General features: G+C 70.2%; 12 protein-coding genes. 4 read left to right on the top strand and 8 right to left on the bottom strand.

Features of this window, described 5'->3' with window-relative positions; translation table 11 throughout:
* Positions 1–7: 7 nt before the first annotated feature.
* On the bottom strand, positions 8–1513 hold the full coding sequence (locus FK531_RS20050; RefSeq protein ID WP_142102618.1) for a CoA-acylating methylmalonate-semialdehyde dehydrogenase: 1506 nt from the start codon (positions 1511–1513) through the stop codon (positions 8–10).
* A gap of 228 nt (positions 1514–1741) precedes the next feature.
* On the opposite strand from FK531_RS20050, the gene FK531_RS20055 reads away from it, so the two are divergent.
* Positions 1742–2509 carry an SDR family NAD(P)-dependent oxidoreductase gene (locus tag FK531_RS20055; protein ID WP_142102620.1) on the top strand — a complete coding sequence of 256 codons (768 nt, stop codon included), beginning with the start codon at positions 1742–1744 and terminating at the stop codon, positions 2507–2509.
* On the opposite strand, the gene FK531_RS20060 is transcribed toward FK531_RS20055, so the two are convergent.
* Together FK531_RS20060 and FK531_RS20065 are read right to left on the bottom strand one after the other, a co-directional pair.
* Positions 2510–3316, bottom strand: coding sequence for an SWIM zinc finger family protein (locus FK531_RS20060; protein ID WP_142102622.1), 807 nt, complete (start codon positions 3314–3316; stop codon positions 2510–2512).
* Positions 3313–6165, bottom strand: coding sequence for a DEAD/DEAH box helicase (locus FK531_RS20065; protein WP_142102624.1), 2853 nt, complete (start codon positions 6163–6165; stop codon positions 3313–3315). The genes FK531_RS20060 and FK531_RS20065 overlap by 4 nt, the downstream gene beginning before the upstream one ends.
* 105 nt (positions 6166–6270) lie before the next feature.
* On the opposite strand from FK531_RS20065, the gene FK531_RS20070 reads away from it, so the two are divergent.
* Positions 6271–6588, top strand: coding sequence for a hypothetical protein (locus tag FK531_RS20070; protein WP_142102626.1), 318 nt, complete (start codon positions 6271–6273; stop codon positions 6586–6588).
* A 33-nt stretch (positions 6589–6621) separates the two neighbouring features.
* Here the strand turns inward: FK531_RS20070 and FK531_RS20075 are convergent, their stop codons facing one another.
* The 5 genes from FK531_RS20075 to FK531_RS20095 form a co-directional block, all read right to left on the bottom strand.
* Positions 6622–7950, bottom strand: coding sequence for a lipase family protein (locus FK531_RS20075; protein WP_246098286.1), 1329 nt, complete (start codon positions 7948–7950; stop codon positions 6622–6624).
* A 147-nt stretch (positions 7951–8097) separates the two neighbouring features.
* Positions 8098–8931: a DUF5602 domain-containing protein gene (locus tag FK531_RS20080; RefSeq protein WP_142102628.1), complete on the bottom strand. Its 834-nt coding sequence runs from the start codon at positions 8929–8931 to the stop codon at positions 8098–8100.
* A 53-nt stretch (positions 8932–8984) separates the two neighbouring features.
* Entirely contained in the window at positions 8985–10370 is a 1386-nt protein-coding gene (locus FK531_RS20085; protein ID WP_142102630.1) for an FAD-binding oxidoreductase, read from the bottom strand.
* Positions 10371–10493: 123 nt separating this feature from the next.
* Positions 10494–13901: an ATP-binding protein gene (locus FK531_RS20090; protein WP_142102632.1), complete on the bottom strand. Its 3408-nt coding sequence runs from the start codon at positions 13899–13901 to the stop codon at positions 10494–10496.
* 77 nt (positions 13902–13978) lie between these two features.
* Positions 13979–15424: an MFS transporter gene (locus FK531_RS20095; protein WP_142102633.1), complete on the bottom strand. Its 1446-nt coding sequence runs from the start codon at positions 15422–15424 to the stop codon at positions 13979–13981.
* A gap of 212 nt (positions 15425–15636) precedes the next feature.
* Here FK531_RS20095 and FK531_RS20100 point away from each other — a divergent pair, with 212 nt between their 5' ends.
* Both FK531_RS20100 and FK531_RS20105 read left to right on the top strand, forming a co-directional pair.
* The gene (locus tag FK531_RS20100) at positions 15637–16323 is read left to right on the top strand and encodes an HNH endonuclease family protein (RefSeq protein WP_142102635.1); all 687 of its coding nucleotides are present in this window, start codon (positions 15637–15639) and stop codon (positions 16321–16323) included.
* A 51-nt stretch (positions 16324–16374) separates the two neighbouring features.
* Positions 16375–17208, top strand: coding sequence for a shikimate 5-dehydrogenase (locus FK531_RS20105; protein ID WP_142102637.1), 834 nt, complete (start codon positions 16375–16377; stop codon positions 17206–17208).
* Position 17209 lies beyond the last annotated feature (1 nt).

Consider the following 17209-nt stretch of genomic DNA (forward strand, 5'->3'; position numbering starts at 1 on the left):
ATCGGTCCTAGTCCATCGTCGGGATGACGAAGTGGTTGGCAGATTCTTCCTTCTTGCCCGACGGCCAGCGCTGGGTGACCGTCTTGGTCTTGGTGTAGAAGCGGATCGAGTCCGGCCCGTGCTGGTTGAGGTCGCCGAAGCCGGAGGCCTTCCAACCACCGAAGGTGTGGTAGGCGATCGGCACCGGGATCGGCACGTTGATGCCGACCATGCCGACCTGGACGCGGGTGGCGAAGTCCCGCGCGGTGTCGCCGTCGCTGGTGAAGATCGCGACGCCGTTGCCGTACTCGTGGTCGGTGGGCAGCGCGAGTGCCTCCTCGTAGTCGTGCGCCCGGACGACCTGCAGCACCGGGCCGAAGATTTCCTCCTTGTACACCCGCATGTCCTTGGTGACCCGGTCGAGCAGCGTTGCGCCGGTGAAGAACCCGTCGCCCGCACCGTCGATCGTCCGGTTCCGGCCGTCGACCACCACCTCGGCGCCCTCGTCGACGGCGATCTGCACGTAGTCGGCGACCCGCTGGACCGCATCCGAGGACACGAGGGGGCCGAAGTCGACGCCCTTGTCGTGCGAGTGACCGACGTTGAGCTTGTGCACGCGCTCGGTCAGTTTCTCGACGAGCTTGTCCGCGGTGTCCTCGCCGACCGGCACGGCCACTGAGATGGCCATGCAGCGCTGACCGGCGGAGCCGTAGCCGGCGCCGATCAGCTGGTCTGCCACGTCGTCGAGGTCGGCGTCGGGCATCACGATCGCGTGGTTCTTGGCGCCGCCGAAGCACTGCGCGCGCTTGCCGTTCGCGGTGGCGGTCTCGTAGATGTACTGGGCGATCGGGGTGGAGCCGACGAAGCCGACCGCCTTGATGCGGGGGTCGTGCAACAGCGCGTCGACTGCCTCCTTGTCGCCGTTGACGACGTTGAACACGCCTGCGGGCAGACCGGCCTCGACGAAGAGTTCCGCGAGGCGCAGCGGTACCGAGGGGTCACGCTCGGAGGGCTTGAGCACGAAGGCATTGCCGCATGCCAGCGCCGGGCCCGCCTTCCACAGCGGGATCATCGCGGGGAAGTTGAACGGGGTGATGCCGGCGACGACGCCGAGCGGCTGCCGCATGGAGTAGACGTCGATACCGGTGCCCGCGCCCTCGGTGTACTCGCCCTTGAGCAGGTGCGGGATGCCGATGGCGAACTCGATGACCTCGAGGCCGCGCTGGATGTCGCCCTTGGCGTCCGGGACCGTCTTGCCATGCTCCGAAGACAGCAACTCGGCGAGCGAATCCATCTCGTCCTGCACGAGGGCCACGAACTTCATCAGCACGCGGGCGCGCTTCTGCGGGTTCCAGGCAGCCCATTCGCGCTGCGCCTCGGCCGCATCGGCGATGACGGCCTCGACCTCGGACTTGTCTGCCAGTGGCACCGTCGCCTGGACCTGACCGGTGTTGGGGTCGTACACGTCCCCAAACCTGCCGGAGGTGCCGGGGACACGCTTGCCACCGACGAAGTGCGTAAGTTCCTGAACCATTTTCTCGACCCGTCCTGACTCGAAGACAGCCCGCGCGGCCCGCGACCGGCGGCGAAGTTCTGAATATGTTGCCATCCTATAGTTGGATGTCCATCTATGTCCAGAGGCGCCTCCGGCGCCCGTGAGTCCTTCTGGCCCACCACGGGACCACAAGGACTCACGGTCGGCGTGGCCGCTCAGCGGGAAGCGGGGGTTGTGGACGGCCGCAGACCGGCAGACGCTGGCTGCATGTCTGAATCCACTTCCCCCACCACCGCCGTCATCGTGACCGGCGGGGCGTCCGGCATCGGCCTGGCGTCCGCCCGCTCGCTCGCCGAGGCCGGCCGGCCCGTCGCCCTCTGGGACATCAACGAGGAGAAGGCGAAGTCCGGTGCCGCCGCGATCGCCGCCGACTTCGGCGTCGAGGCGATCGGCGTCGGTGTCGACCTGAGCAATCCCGACCTGTACGCGGACGCGCTGGCCACCACCCGCGCCGCGCTGCCGAACATCGGCGGACTGGTGCACGCCGCGGGCGTCGTCGACCAGGGTTCACTCGAGGGTGTCACCGTCGACGTGTGGGATCTCGGCATCAACACCCACCTGCGCCCGCTGGTGCTACTGACGAAGGAACTGCTCCCGGACTTCCAGGCCAACCCGGGCTCGGCGATCGTGGGTGTCGCCTCGATCAACGCGCACCTCGGCAACGCGATCAACCCGGTCTACTCCGCGGCCAAGGGCGGCATGCTCGCGGTCGTGCGCTCGCTCGCCGACCGGCTCGGCCCGGACGGGATCCGCATCAACTGCGTCTCCCCGGGCCAGATCCTGACACCGATGCTGCAGCCGACTGTCGACGCCCTCCCCGCCGGCACGTTCGAGCGACGCATCCTGCTCGGCCGACTCGGACGGCCGGAGGAGGTCGCCCGCGCGGTCCGCTTCATGCTCTCCGACGAGGCGAGCTACATCACCGCCACCGAACTGGTCGTCGACGGCGGCAACATCTCCTCGCAGCGGATGTAACTAGTCCCGCCCGAGCGCGCGGTACAGCGCGTCGAGGTCGCGCTGGGCCCGCGCGACCGCCGGCTCCTCGACCCGGAACGCCCGCAGCGCCTTGCGCAGCAGCGCCGGGTCGAGGTCCTCGGGCGCGGGGCGGAACTCCACCCGGGGCAGCGCCGGCAGCGCGGTGCGGTCGCCGAAGTAGTCGTCGAAGTCGATCGCCGCCTCCTCGCCGCCGTCCTCGACGCCGCGGATCAGCGTGTCCAGGTCCAGGCCACGCAGCGTCAGGATCGCCAGCGGGTCGGTGTCGAGCCGCTCGGCGGTCAGGTACACCACCGCCGCGGCGTGCTTGCAGGGCCAGCCCGGGTCGGGGCAGGTGCACCCGAAGTCGATCTCGCCGGAGTCCTGCGGCAGCAACAGGTCGCCGAGTTCGGCGGGCACGGTGCCCGCGGCGAGCGCCGCGAGCATCCCGGGCGTGCCCCGGACCCGCCCGATCAGCGAGTCGACAACGTCCCGGTCCAGCGGGCGCAGCGTGAACGTCGCGGTGAACGGGTCGATCTGACTTCCCTGCACCTCGCCGACGACCGCGCCCGGCGCGATCCGGAAGCTGATCACCTGACCGGCGCGCGCGTGACCGCGACCGCGGCTGATCCGGCCTGCATCCGCGATGCGTTCGATCGACGACACCAGCGCCCGGCCCCACCACGACTGCGCGAACGCGCCGCGCCGGGGCGTCGCCTGCGCTCCCCCGCCTGCCCTGCGCGGCCTGTCGAACTGGCTGAAGTCCGGCCCGCGACGACGACCCGAGCCGTGTCCCCGTGACGCGTTCATTCGCCCACCGCGTCCTCGCTCAGGTACATCAGCTCGCGTAGCTCCTCGGTGCTCATCTCGGTGATCCACTTCTCGCCGGCGCCGACGGCGAGGTCGGCCAGCTCCGACTTGCTGGCGATCATCGCGTCGATCCGCTCTTCCAGGGTGCCGACGCAGACGATCTTGCGGACCTGGACGTCGCGCCGCTGGCCGATCCGGAAGGCGCGGTCGGTGGCCTGGTTCTCGACCGCCGGGTTCCACCAGCGGTCCAGGTGCACAACGTGATTGGCGGCGGTCAGATTGAGGCCGGTGCCGCCCGCCTTGAGCGAGAGCAACATGATCGGCGCAGTGTCTCCGTTGGCGCGCTCGGCTTGAAAGTCCCGCACCATCGCGTCTCGTCTGCCGCGCGCGACGCCGCCGTGCAGGAACGGGACCTCGGTACCGAACCGCTCCGACAGGTACGGCGCGACGATCGCCCCGAATTCGCGGAACTGAGTGAACAGCAACACCCGTTCACCGTCCGCGAGCACCGAGTCCACGATGTCCTCGACCAGTCCGAGCTTGCCCGACCGGTGCCGGCCGCGCCGCAGTACGGGTGAGCCGTCGCCGAGGAAGTGCGCCGGATGGTTGCAGACCTGTTTGAGCCGAGTGAGGGCGGCGAGCACCACCCCCTTGCGGGCGACCCCCTCCGCCTCGCGGAGCTTGGCCACCATGTCCTCGACCACCGCCTTGTACAGCGCGGCCTGCTCGACGGTGAGATTGGCGCGCACCGTCATCTCGAACTTGTCGGGCAGGTCGGAAATCACCTCGGGGTCGGTCTTGACCCGTCGCAGCACGAACGGGGAGGTCGCCGCGCGCAGTCGGCTGAGCGCTCCCTCGTCGTGCTCGCGCTCGATGGGGACCGCGAACCGGGCGCGGAACTGCTGCGCGGAGCCGAGCATGTTCGGGTTCACGAAGTCGAGGATCGAGCGCAGTTCGTCGAGCCGGTTCTCGACCGGGGTACCGGTCAACGCGAGCCGGTGCCGCGCCGGGACGGCCCGGGCGGCGTGAGCCTGCCTCGTGGCGGCGTTCTTGACGTGTTGCGCCTCGTCGAGCACGATCCGGCCCCACCACAGCTCGCGCAGCGCCGCGACGTCCCGGGCGAGCAGCGCATAGGTGGTGATCACCAGGTCGTGCTCGGCGACGGCGGCGGTGAGGTCGTCGGCTCGCAACCGGTCGACGCCGTGGTGCACGTGCACACGCAGGCCCGGCGTGAACCGTGCCGCCTCGCGCTGCCAGTTCCCGACCACCGACATCGGACACACCAGCAGCGTCGGATCGGGGCGCGTGGCCGCGTCGGCCCGCTCGTGGGCGAGCAGCGCCAGCAACTGGATCGTCTTGCCGAGACCCATGTCGTCGGCCAGCACCGCGCCGAGCCCGAGGTCGCTCATGTAGGCGAGCCAGTCCAGGCCACGCCGCTGGTACGGCCTCAGGGTGGCGGTCAGTCCCGCCGGGACCGGAACGCCGACCGGCCGTGCCTGCGAATCGAGCAGGCCCGCAACCCATCCGGTCGAGGTGATCTCTTCCACCGGGGCGGGCGGCGGATCGAGCGCGGTGAGCTCACCGAGCAGCTCGCCGAGCGTGCGCTCGCGTCCGGCTTGTTGCCGGGTGACGTACGCGGCGGCCTTCGCCAGAACGGCCTGGTTCGCCTGCACCCACTGTCCGCGCAGCCGGACCAGGTCGGTCTTGGTGCGGGTGAGCTTCGCCATCTCGGCGTTCGTGAGCACCATCTCGCCGAGGGCCAGTTCCCAGTTGTAGGTGACCAGCTGACCGAGGCCGACGGCACGCTCGTCGGTGTCGAGCAGCACCGGCGGGCTCGAGACCCGCAGCCGCAGCGACGGTGACGCCACGCTCCAGGCCCGCGGCAGCAGCACGGTGACGTCCGCATCCGCCAGCGCCGTCGCACCGTGCGCGACCAGGTCGGTGACCACGGCGAGCGGGAGCAGCAGGTCCAGGCTGTCCGGGTCCGACGGCACGCCGCGTAGCCGGGGATACGCGTCCATGGCCTCGCCCAGCTTGCGGACGCCGATCTTGAGGGCCACCGGGTCGGCGAGATGCACGGGGACGGGAGCCGGGGCCTCACCGGTCGGGCGCAGACAGACCTCGAGACGCCAGAGCACGTCGTCGGGCTCGTGCTCGTCGCCGTCCACCTCCTCGGGTTCGACCAGTCGCAGCACCAGGTCGGGCTCGTCCACCGCGAGGCTCTTCCGCCACTCCTGCAGGTCCGTCGCGACCTGTTGGGTGCCCTCCGACAGCGCGGTGTCGGTGAGCAGGGCATGCAGGAGCGGGTGTTCGGCCCCGCGATCGCCCAGTGCCGACCGCACGATCGGGTCGGTGATCTCGAAGATGAAATCTTCCAACATCTTTCGGCCCCCGCGCGCACTGCGGAGCGCGCCCGGCATGGCGACGACCAGTTCGGACACCCAGGCCCGTTGGCGTTCGCCGCCGACGAGGCGCCACCGCACCCACCACTGCCCGTCCTGGCGGGACATCGCGGGCACCACCCGGCCGGCGCGAACCCAGCGCAGCACACCCTGCGCGACGTGCGCGAGGAACCGGAGGTCGCCCGACAGCCGAGGGTCGGCGGTCGGAAGGCCGAGCAGCACGTCGGCAGCGGCAGCCGGGGCGAGGGCGAGCGCGGGGAGGGTGAGGTCGGCGAGCGTGCCGTCGCCGTTGGGCAGGGAGACCGTCACGCGGTGCCGGGGCCTGCGCTCGAGGACCGCGTTCAGCGCCGCCGAGGGGAGGTCGGTGGCCCCGTCCGGCGTCTGTGCCGCGCCGGCGTCGCGCCACAGCATCAACCCCGATCCGGGAGACCAGAGCGCGTGCACCATCCGCCCATCCAATCACCCGGGTCCGACGGTCCCGGTTGGCACTGGATTTGTCGGCTTGACCAGCGAGATAATGGCCATTGGCCACCACCAGGTCGGGAGCGCCGCATGACCATACTGATTCAGGTCCTCGAGCAGGGCTACTCGCAGAGCACCCCGTGGGAGCAACGCCGGTACCACTTCGTGGACGCGGCCCGGATCATCGGCATCCGGCTCGACGGGCAACTCGGCGTGTGGATCGACATGGCCCGGCCGGGCGAGTCACATCAACTGGCGGTCGCGGTCGACGCGGAGAACACCATCCACTTCATGCTGCGGGCGTTCGACAAGATCGCGACCTGCGAGCGTGAGGGCGGATCGTGGTTGATCGGGCACGACGGCAGCGACTTCAACTCCATTCAGGCGTCCCCGTACGGGGACGCCTAGCGAGAGCCGGCGCTTCTGCCTGTCGAGGCCGAGTCAGGGCTGTGTGACGAGGCTGTTCCCCGGCGGGATCGAACCGCAGTTGGAGGGGGCGGGTGCGCCTGCGAAGCGGTCGCCCAGCCACCGGAACGCCTCGGGCGCCCAGGGGGCCATCGTCATGACGTGGCTGAGCCCGTCGTACTGGGTGTACTGGATCTGGGAGTTGCCGCTGGCGCAGTACTGGCGCGCGAGTGCGCGGACGTCGCCGGCGACCATGACGCCGTCGCCCGGGCCGACGTTCGGCTTGTCGCCCGCGGTGCCCTCGAGAACTCCGTTGGCGCCCTGGCCGATGAACATCGGGATGGTCGGGGTGGGGGCCTCGCCGAGGTTCACCTTGGCCGCGGCGGTCATGAACGGTGTGACGCTGGCAGGGTCGGCGTACTCGGGTTTGACCATCTGCTGCCACGTCAGCCCGGGGTAGCGCCCCAGCACGCTGCCGATGCCGGCACCCTGGACCCCGTCGACGAGTTGTCGGCCACGGTCGCTGAGGTAGTCGGTGAAGTCGATGTCGTAGGCGCGCGCGACGCCGGCGATGGCCATCACGGCAACGCCGGACCAACTGGTGCTGCCGCTGACATAGGTGAGGTTGCGGGCGGGGTTGACCAGTACGCCGCCTTCGGCTGCCCCGACGAGGTTCCGGTTCACGTCGGGGGCGTAGCCGGGGGCGAGTGCGGCCGCCCAGTTGGTGGCGATGGCGCCTCCGGAGTACCCGAACAGTCCGACGCGGGTGCCACTGTTCAGGTCCGTCTCGTGGGAGCGGGTGGCTGCCCGGATGGAGTCCAGGGTGCTCTTGCCGTATTCGGGTCCGGCGGCGAAGTTGGCCTTCTGGCCTTCGGTGTCGGCGACGATGACCGAATAGCCCTGGGCCAGAAGCACTGCGAGGAACTGCGCCTCGGAGGCGTTGACCGCGCCGCCGAAGCTGACATCGCCGGCGATCGCGCGCGACGGGCTGTCGGCCGGATTCATCGAGTCGTAGAACGACTGGTAGGCGACGGCCCTGCGCGGGTCGACACCGGTCGGCGGTTTGAGCACCGAGGTGACGTTGGTGGTCGGCCGCCCCTGCGCGTCCGTGGTGCGGTACACCAGCTGCACTGCGGTGACGGGGATCGCCACTCCGGCAACGTGATACGGCATGGTGCGGGTCTTGAGGACGGTGCCCGGCTCGATCGACGACAGCGGAGCGCCACCGCTGTAGGTGTAGAAGGAATCGGTGTCCGCCTGCGCGGACGGGGCGAGTGCTGCCGAGACCGCCACCGTGATCGACAACGCCGCTACTGCCCGTGCGGCCCGCCCCGTCGCCCGCGTCCTGTTCACTTTCGCGCTCACCTGTACGACCTCCCCGGATGCGACGTGACAGGCGTCACGCCGAGCCGGAAGGTTACCGACCGGTAGTCGGGTTGGCAAGAGCAAACTGGACAGAAATCAACCGACTGTCAAGTTGCCGTTGTCGCCCGGCCCGGCCGCCCCAGAAGCTCACGATGCCTGACGCAACGTCAGGCCGCCGAGCGTGATGACGTACTCGTTCGAGTCATCGTCGAATTGGACCGAGTACACCGTCGGGTAGTAGCCGGTGCGCTGGTAGGCGGCCGGCTGCTTGACGTCCTCACGCAGGGTCGGCCGGGTCTTCAACCATTCCCGGGTCATCATCGGCTCGATGAAAGTGAACTTTCCGTCCCACGATCCGTTGAGGAGCACCTCGGTGAAGTCGAAAGAGCCCGGAATTGCCTTGTCCGCGGTGTCGGTCCAGTGCAGGCCCATGAACGGCACCGCATTTGCCGCCGCGGGTCCCGGAGGCGGCGCGTAGCCCTGCGGAATGTACTTCGCCTCCGGCATCGTCCCGGCACGCTCGGCGAAATCCGGTGCGGCGGGGTCGATGTCGTGCTGCACGGCGTCCGTGTAGAAGTGCATGTCGAAATGCGGTTTGCCGAAGAGCGTTTCGGGCTCGTGACCGTGCGGGTTCCAGTCCAGCATGACGTGATCGAATCCGGTGTCGGGCGCGTCCGGCGGCAACGCGAGCATCGACATCTGCGTCGTCGCGTCGGGGCCGTCCGGCAACCCGTCGAGCGCGGCCTCGGAGATCCGAATGCCGACCTCGCTGGGGTGTCCGGCATCGTCACTGACGACGTAGGTCCTCGATGTTCCGTGCCCCAGTGGGCTTTCCTCGCCCAGCTGGGTTCCCGCGACGGTAGCGGCGGAGCCGCTCGACCCGGCGTGGGCGTGGGTGTGTGCCGGTGCGCCGCATCCGGCAAGAGTGAGGGCGGCGCACGCCGCGACTGTCGCGCAGGCCGCGGTCCGAATTGTGTTCACTGTGAAGCCTCTCGGTTCGTTGGTTGGGTCGTGTCGCGACGGCGGACGCCGGTTCACACCGGCGTGCGCACGACCTGACCGACGCGCAGGACTCCGTGCGGGTCGTGCTCGGTCGCGAGAGCACTGAGCCAGTGACGGGTGTCCTCGTCGTAGGACCGGGCGATCCGTTCCGGGTCGGCGCTGGGCGCGAAGTTGGGCAGGGTCCGCCCGGTGGTCCACGGAGCCATCGACTGCTCGACGACGCCCGCGTGTTCGACGACCGCTTCTGCCAGCGGCGGTACCAGGACACCCGCGACCATCAGGGCGAACGACGCGTCACGATGACAGAACGCGCTGCGGTGCCGTGGCTCGCGGGCCAGCGCGCCACCGAGCAGCCGGAGTTCGATCACCGTCTGCGGCGACCCGGAACCCGGTCCGGCCACCGCGAGCAGCGCGTCGACGGCCTCGTGCGACAGCTCTCCGGTGAGGCCACTGAACTCGTGGGCCGGCATCGGGTCGACTGGATCGGCGTGTATCGCGGACAGCGCCGCGTAGGGCATCGGACCGACGGCGTCGATCAGCGGAGTTGCCACCGCGCGCAGGCGCGCGATCAGTGCCTGCACCTCGTGTTCTTCTGCGACACTGGCGAATCGGACGGCCAACGTCAGGCGGCCCGCGAGGGGCGGCGGGATCTGCGGCAGCGGCGGCAGTTGCAGGAACGCGATCGACGTCGAGCTGTGCTCGGGCAGGTCGCGGCACCAGTCGAGCCAGGCATGCGCGACCGCCGCAGCGTCCGAACCGTCGAAATAGAGAGCGCCGGCGTGGATCTGGGTGATCGGAAGCAGGTCGATCTCCACCGCCGTGACAATCCCCAGAGTTGCCTTGCCTCCGCGCAGGCCCCAGAACAGTTCGGCATGCTCGTCGGGTGTGACGTGCAGCGCCGCACCGTCTCCGGTGACGACGTCGAACGCCCGCACGTGGTCGGAGGACAGTCCGAAGGTCCGCACCAGCGGCCCGATTCCCGCGCCGGTGAGGAAGCCGGCGACCCCGACAGCGGCGGAGGAGCCCGTCAGCGGCGCCAGTCCGTGTGGCGCCGCCGCGTCGAGAACGTCCTGCCAGATCGCTCCGGCCCCCACCCGCGCGGTGCGAGCGAGGGGATCGACGGCGCACCCGTCGAGTCGCCCGGTGTGCACCAGCAGCACATCACCGCCCAGCGCGACCGCGCCGTGCCCGGTGCGCTGCACGGCAACCCGGAGCCCGTGCTGAGCCGCGAACCTCACCGTCGCCGCGACGTCGTCCGCGTTCGCCGCCGCGACCACCGCGCGCGGGGTGACCGGGACCGCCAGGTTCCACGGCGTCGCCAGCTCGTATCCGGGTTCGCCGGGCAGGGCGACCGAACCGGCGATACCTGCACGCAACGACGCGATCGTCGCATCGGCTGTCGGGGTCTGGAGTTCCATCGAAACTTCCTTTCGTCGTCCGCCTTGGGGGCGTGGAAGAAAGGATGTCCGAGTCCGCTTGGGCGGTTCTTGCAGCGAGCACGACGCCGGTTCCAAGTTTCCGCCAAGCGGGCGCCCGCGCGTTCAGGCGAGCAGCGACCGCGCCTGTGCCGTCAGCCCGCGCATGCCGCGGCGCTCGGATTCCTCGGCGATGGCGGACAGCTCGCCGCGGCGCTCCGGCGAATCGGGCGCGAGGTGCGCTCGAAGAAGCCTGCACCGCAGCAGCGTCGGGGCGCCCGACGTCCGATGCGCGATCTGCTCGGCCCGCTCCAGCAGCGTCGACGCCTGGTCGGTCTGCCCGAGCATCGCGTGCAGACGCGCGGACGCCTCGGCCACCGAGCCGACGACGCCCACATGCCCGACGGTCGCGATCCGGTCCGTGAACGGGGCGAGCAGCCCGAGGAACAGGTCGGCGTACTCGGTCAGGGACAGATCGGCGACGACGTGGGCGATCAACGTCTGGTGGCCCAGCGTGGTCCACACGTCCGGCCCCGGGTCCGACGTCCAGCGCGCGATACCGTCGGCCGCGGCGCGCCGGTCCCCCCTCGCCGCCGCGATCGCGATACTCCAGGCCGCCGGCTCGACGAACCCGGGCGCCGTGTCGGCGAGCTCACCCTGCTCCCATTTCAGAGTGTTCAGGGCGAGGTCGGCGCTGCCCGCGGTGTACAGCTCGGTCTGCAGGTGAATCTGCCGCGCGGTGTCGTACTGCCGCTCGGTCCGCTCGAAGTCGCCGCACCATTCCGCGAGCGTGCCCTCCATCCACCGCAGTTGGACTCGGACCACGGGTAGTCGCAACAGATCGCACCCGATGATGCCCTGACGCACATGCGCGACGGCAGCCTCGGTATCCGCGAGATTCATCTGCGTCATGCTCGCGACGGCGTGCACGATGACGTCGTCGACCCGCGACTGCTGATGCGGCAGATCGAGAAGTTCGGCCAACAATTCGGCGGATTCACGGCCGTGTCGTGCCACCCCGGAGAAGAGGAGTATCCGACCCAGCAGCGCGTCGGCAACCACGTCCGGATCGCCCTCCGTGCGAGCCAGTTCGAGCGACCGACGGCTCATCTCGTCGGGCACCGATGAATCCGGGTGATAGCAACTGCCGACGGCGAGTGCGGCGAGAACCCGGGCGTGCGCGACTCGATCGGACGCGACGAACGGTTCCAAGGCCGCGAGCCGTTCGAGCAGCGGCCCGGGATCCCGGCCGTACGACACCCACGGCCACGCCCCGGCGGCGCGGAGAAGTGCTGCGGCCAAACGCCCCGCACCCGAGGTGCGGCCCTCGCGCACCGCGTCGAGCAGACCCGCGTCGACAACGTCGAGCACGGTCTGTCCCCGGCCGGCACGGGCCAGGGCCTCCACCCGGGCCACCAGCAGGTCGTCCCTGTCGTCGGGCGACCGCTCCGACGCCGGCAATAGGTCGAAGGTCTGCACGCCGATCTCCCACCAGTGCGCGGCGGTCTCCGAACTCCACCTTTCCGTCGCCTCCCGCGCCGCGACGGTGCATGCGTCGAGCACCTCCCGCGGATCCACCAACGGCAGCGCGGCGCACAGGTGTTGGGCGCGCCGACTCGCGCGGTCGGCATCGGAGGAGTCCACCAGAATCTCGGCAACGCGCGCGTGAATACGCTGGCGCCGCAACGGGGGTATGGCGCGGAGCACCTCGTGCCGCAGCAGTCCGTGTGCGAAGACGTAGCCCGCGGAGCCGGGGTCCGCCACGATGATTCGTTCGTCGGCCGCGTCGTCGAGATAGTCGGCGAGCGTGTCCAGGTCGAGTCGGGAGGCCGCGGCCAGGAGGTCGATCTCGATGGCGTCGCCGAGCACGGCCGCGACTCGAAGAACCTGCAACACAGCCGGTTCCACGGCCGCGAGCCGTCGCCCCAGCACCGACCGGACGGCGGTCGGGATGCCGTCTCCGAGTCTTTCGTCGTGCGGCAGTCGCGCGTACTCCGAGACGAACAGCGGGTTGCCCCCGGTCCTGTCGGTGAGCACGCGCACCTCGACCGGACTCAACTGCTCGCCGGCGACGTGGCAGGCCAGCTCCTCGACCTCGTCCGGCGCCAGCGCCGGCACCGCGACGTGCCGGTTGCCCTCCCCTCGCAGCACGGCGTCGACGAGTGTGCCGACCTCTGTGTCGCGCAGCGTCAGTACGAACCACACGCGGTGGTCGCGGAGCGCTCCGACGAGGTACGTCAGGCAGCGCAGCGACGTCGGATCGGCCCACTGGACGTCGTCGACGACGATCGTCAGGACGGGGGTGTCCGAGGCCGCCGCCTCGATCGTTTCCAGCACCCGCTCGTACACGGCGAACCGTGCCTCGTCCGGATCGACGTCGGGCGGCGGGACCAACACCGCATCCGCATCGGCACCGAGCTCGCGCACCATTCGGCGGATCGGCCACCAGGCCGGTGCACCGTCGTCCTCCGGGCAGCGGGCCCAGACCGCCGTCCCACCCACAGCCGCGGCCCGCGCCGCGCACTCCTCCGCCACCCGCGTCTTCCCGATCCCGGCCGGCCCGGACAGCGCCAACCACCGTGTCGACCCACCGAGGACGGCGTCCAGCAGGCGCTCGATCACAACCGTCTCGCTGCCGCGCCCGACGAACACCCGGCCCGGCTCCACCGCGACGGCCTCGTCACCCGATCCGGGTGCGTCCACATTCGAGGTCGGGGACACGGGCAGTGGAACATTCTCCGCCCCAGTCCATCCCGGCGTACGAGGCCACGCTGCCAGCTTCGGGTCGTGACGGAGAATCGCGCCCTGGAGTGCGTGCAGTTCAGCCCCCGGCGCGAGCCCCAACTCGGTGTCGAGCGCAGCGACGTGCGACCGGAACTGCTCGAGCGCCTCCGACGACCTGCCTGCCCGGTGCAACGCGAGCATCCGCAGCCAGCATGTCCGGTCCCGGAACGGGAATTCGCTGCACAGCTGCGCGGTCTCGACGAGCGCCGGCGGGACCCGGCCCAGCGCGAGCAGAGCCGTGATCCGGGTCTCCCGGCACTCGGTCCGCACCTCGTCGAATCCGGTGGCCTCCACCTGAACCCAGTGCTCGTCGCTCAGGTCCTCGAGCAGCTGACCCCGGACCGATGCCAGCGCTCGGTCGGCCGTCTTCAGCGCCGGTTCCCAGCCACCGTCCTCCACCAGGCGTCGGGCGTCCTCGGCATCGCTCTGGAACGTCGCCAGATCGACCTCGTCTGCCGAGACGTCGAGGACGTAGCCCGGGGGCTGCCGCACGATCGGCGACGCCGCCGCGGTCTCGACGCGAAGGACCCGCCGCAGGTTGGAGATGTAGGCCTGAATGCTCGCCATGGCGCTCGCGGGCGCGTCGTCGCCCCAGACAGCGTCGATCAGGCGGGCGGTGGACACCACCCGCCCCCGGCTCAGAAGCAGGACCGCCAGCACCGCGCGTTGCTTGCGTGGACCCAGGTCGAGAACCTGGTCGCCGGAGTCGGTTCGAGCCACCTCCAGCGGTCCGAGCAGCCGATAGATCATGCGGGTGCTCCTCGGATCTGCCGACTCCGGACGGATCGAGTGTAGGGACCGGGTGGCGTCGACGCGCGACAATTCGGTCATCGGAGCGCCGCGGCGACCTCGCGTCCACCGTCGGAGTCGGCACGCACGCGGCGCCGCGCCGGCAGCGTCGCCGCGCAGACCAGCGCGCCCGCGGCCGCGATGAGCGCGGCCACCATCAGCGCCTGGTGCAGCCCGGAGACGAACTCCTCCGGTGATCCCCCCGCCAGCATCGACTGCGCGGGCAGGAACGCGCCGAGTCCGGCGACCCCCACCGCGATGCCGGTCTGGCGGAACGCGTCGTTGATGCCCGCGGCCAATCCGACATGGTCGGCCGTGCTCTCGCCGAGCACCAGCCCGCTCATGACCGGGTTGAACACCCCGGCGCCCACCAGGGCGACGACGAATCCGGGGAGGATCGCGTACTTCGAACTGGACACGTCCACGACAGTCATCATCGCCAGTCCAGCAGCCACCAGCATCAGCGAGCAGGTCAGCGTGACCGACGCGGGGATTCGTCCGTCGAGTTTCGCGGTGGCCCCGGCGACGACGAACATCGCGACCGTCGCGGGTAGGTACACCATTCCTGCCGCGACGGGCGACAGGTGCAGGATGTTCTGCAGGTAGATCGTGGTGTAGACGAATACCGCGAACAGCGACGCCGAAATTGCGAACGCCGCGACCTGTGCCCCCGCGAACGCTCGGTTCGCCAGCAGCTGCGGCGGCAGCATCGGTTCGTCGGCGCGCATTTCGTATCCGACGAATCCGACGAGCGCGGCGACGCCGACGACGAGGGCCGTCACCGGCACCGGCGCCGTCCATCCGGCCTCGTTGCCGCGCAACAGGCCGAAGACGAGCGCCCCCAACCCGACGCACACCAGAATCTGTCCGATCACGTCGGCGCCACGCGGATTCGGGTCACGCGATTCGGGCACCCACCGGACCGTGACGGCCAGGGTGAGCAGTCCGATCGGAACGTTGATCAAGAAGATGGCGCGCCAGTGGACCAACTCGGTCAGCAGCCCGCCGACCAGCGGACCGACCGCGAACGCCCCGCCGATCGTGGCGCCGTACGCGGCCAGGGCCGTCGCGCGCGCAGGTCCCTTCTCGAACACGTCGGCGAGCAGCGCGAGCGAGCAGGCGAACAGCACTGCTGCGCCGACCCCCTGTGCGGTACGTGCGAGGTCGAGTACCCAGATGTTCGGCGCCAGCGTGCAGAGCAGCGACGTGAGAGTGAACAACACGATTCCGACCAGGAACACGTGGCGACGTCCCCGACGATCCGCCCAGGATCCCGCGCTGAGGACCACCGTCGCCAACGCCAGCGTGTAGGCGTCGACCACCCACTGCAGTCCGCTGACGCCGGTGTCCAGGTCGGTCGCGATCGACGGCAGGGCGGTGTTGACCACCGCGATGTCGAGCATCAACATCGCGGTGGTCACACACACCACGGTCAGGGTCGCGCGCCTCGTGGCCGCGCTCTTCGGCATTGTCTCGACTGGCATGGGCTGTCCTCGGCGTCGTGGGAGAGGTGCGACGTACTCGCACCGCGACCACCGTGCGCCCGCCCGCTTGGCGCGTATCGGGCGAAACCCTTGGAAGCACCCCGGTACGCCCGCCCGGGTAGTCGCCCCGGCTGTGTCGGTGTCCGGTGCCACACTCACCCGACCACCGACACCGGAGGACGCCTATGCCCCCATTTCGACCACTCCGTGCGATGGCGCTGCTCGCACTGGTCGGCGCCCTGCTGGCCGGCCGCGCGATCCTGCCCGACCGTTCCGCGCCCGGGCCGGCGCCGGGCAGTCCGACACGCGCACAGGTCGTTTCGCTGCTGGGCGCCGTGCGGGTAGTCGACGCCCGAACCAAGGCCGGCGGCTACGACCGCGGGTGCGGATCCGGCCAGGGCTGCGTGTTCGGCCCGGCCTGGTCCGACGATCAGGACGGCCCCGGCGGACACGACGGCTGCGACACCCGCAACGACGTGCTCGCGCGCGACCTCACCGAGGTCCGGTTCAAGCCGGGCACGAGGGACTGCATCGTCATGTCCGGGACGCTGGCGGATCCGTACTCCGGGCAAACGATCGAATTCACCAAGAGCGATGCCAAGGCGGTGCAGATCGACCACGTGATCCCCCTCGCCGCCGCATGGGACCTCGGTGCCGCGCGCTGGCCGCCCGAACGACGAAGGGTGTTCGCGAACGACGTCACCTTCAACCTGCTCGCCGTCGACGGTTCCGACAACCAGGCAAAGGGCGACTCGACGCCGTCGGACTGGCTGCCGCCGAACCCCGCCTACCACTGCTTCTATGCCGGCAAATACCTCACCGCCGCCACCCGGTACGACCTCCCGATCACCGTCGCGGACCGGGCCGCCCTCGGACGGATCGCGCAGACATGTGGCTGAACCGGGCGCCCGTTCCTGGACCGCGGGCCTCACCGGGGATAGCGTCGACCCGTGCACCGGACCATCAGTAGGGACAGCATCAACAGGGACACCACACTGTGCATCTCCCTGTCCGGCCGCCCGTCGAACATCGGCACCCGGTTCCACAACTTCCTCTACGAGGAACTCGGCCTCGACTACCTGTACAAGGCGTTCACCACGACGGACCTGCCCGGCGCGATCGCGGGCATCCGGGCCCTGGGGGTGCGTGGCTGCGGCGTCTCGATGCCGTTCAAGGAGGCGTGCATCGAGTTCGTCGACGTGATGCACGAGTCGGCGGCGGCGATCTCCTCGGTGAACACCATCGTCAACGAGTCGGGCACCCTGCACGCCTACAACACCGACTACGAGGCGGTCGCCCGCCTGCTGACCGAGCACCAGGTGCCGTCGGATCTCGACGTGGCGGTCGCCGGGAGCGGCGGCATGGCCAAGGCCGTCGTCGCGGCATTGCGGGACAACGGCTTCCGGTCCGTGACGGTGGTGGCTCGCAACCGAGCGACCGGACCCGCCCTGGCCGAGCAGTACGGATTCGCGTGGCGCCCGGAACGCGGCGACCTGCGGCCGGGACTGCTGGTGAACGCCACCCCGACCGGCATGGCGGGTGGTCCCGAGGAGGGGCGGTCGCCGTTCGACGCCGCGGCGATCGGCCGGTCCGAGGTTGTGTTCGACGTGGTCGCGATGCCGCCCGACACCCCGCTGATCCGGGCCGCCGGCGCGGCCGGCAAGTCGACGATCACCGGGGCCGAGGTGATCGCACTGCAGGCCGCTGCCCAGTTCGCGCTGTACACCGGCGTCACCCCGACCGCCGATCAGGTGCGGCGAGCGTCGGAGTACTCGAGGGCCTGAC

It is taken from the genome of Rhodococcus spelaei (assembly GCF_006704125.1).
Classification (GTDB): domain Bacteria; phylum Actinomycetota; class Actinomycetes; order Mycobacteriales; family Mycobacteriaceae; genus Rhodococcus_G; species Rhodococcus_G spelaei.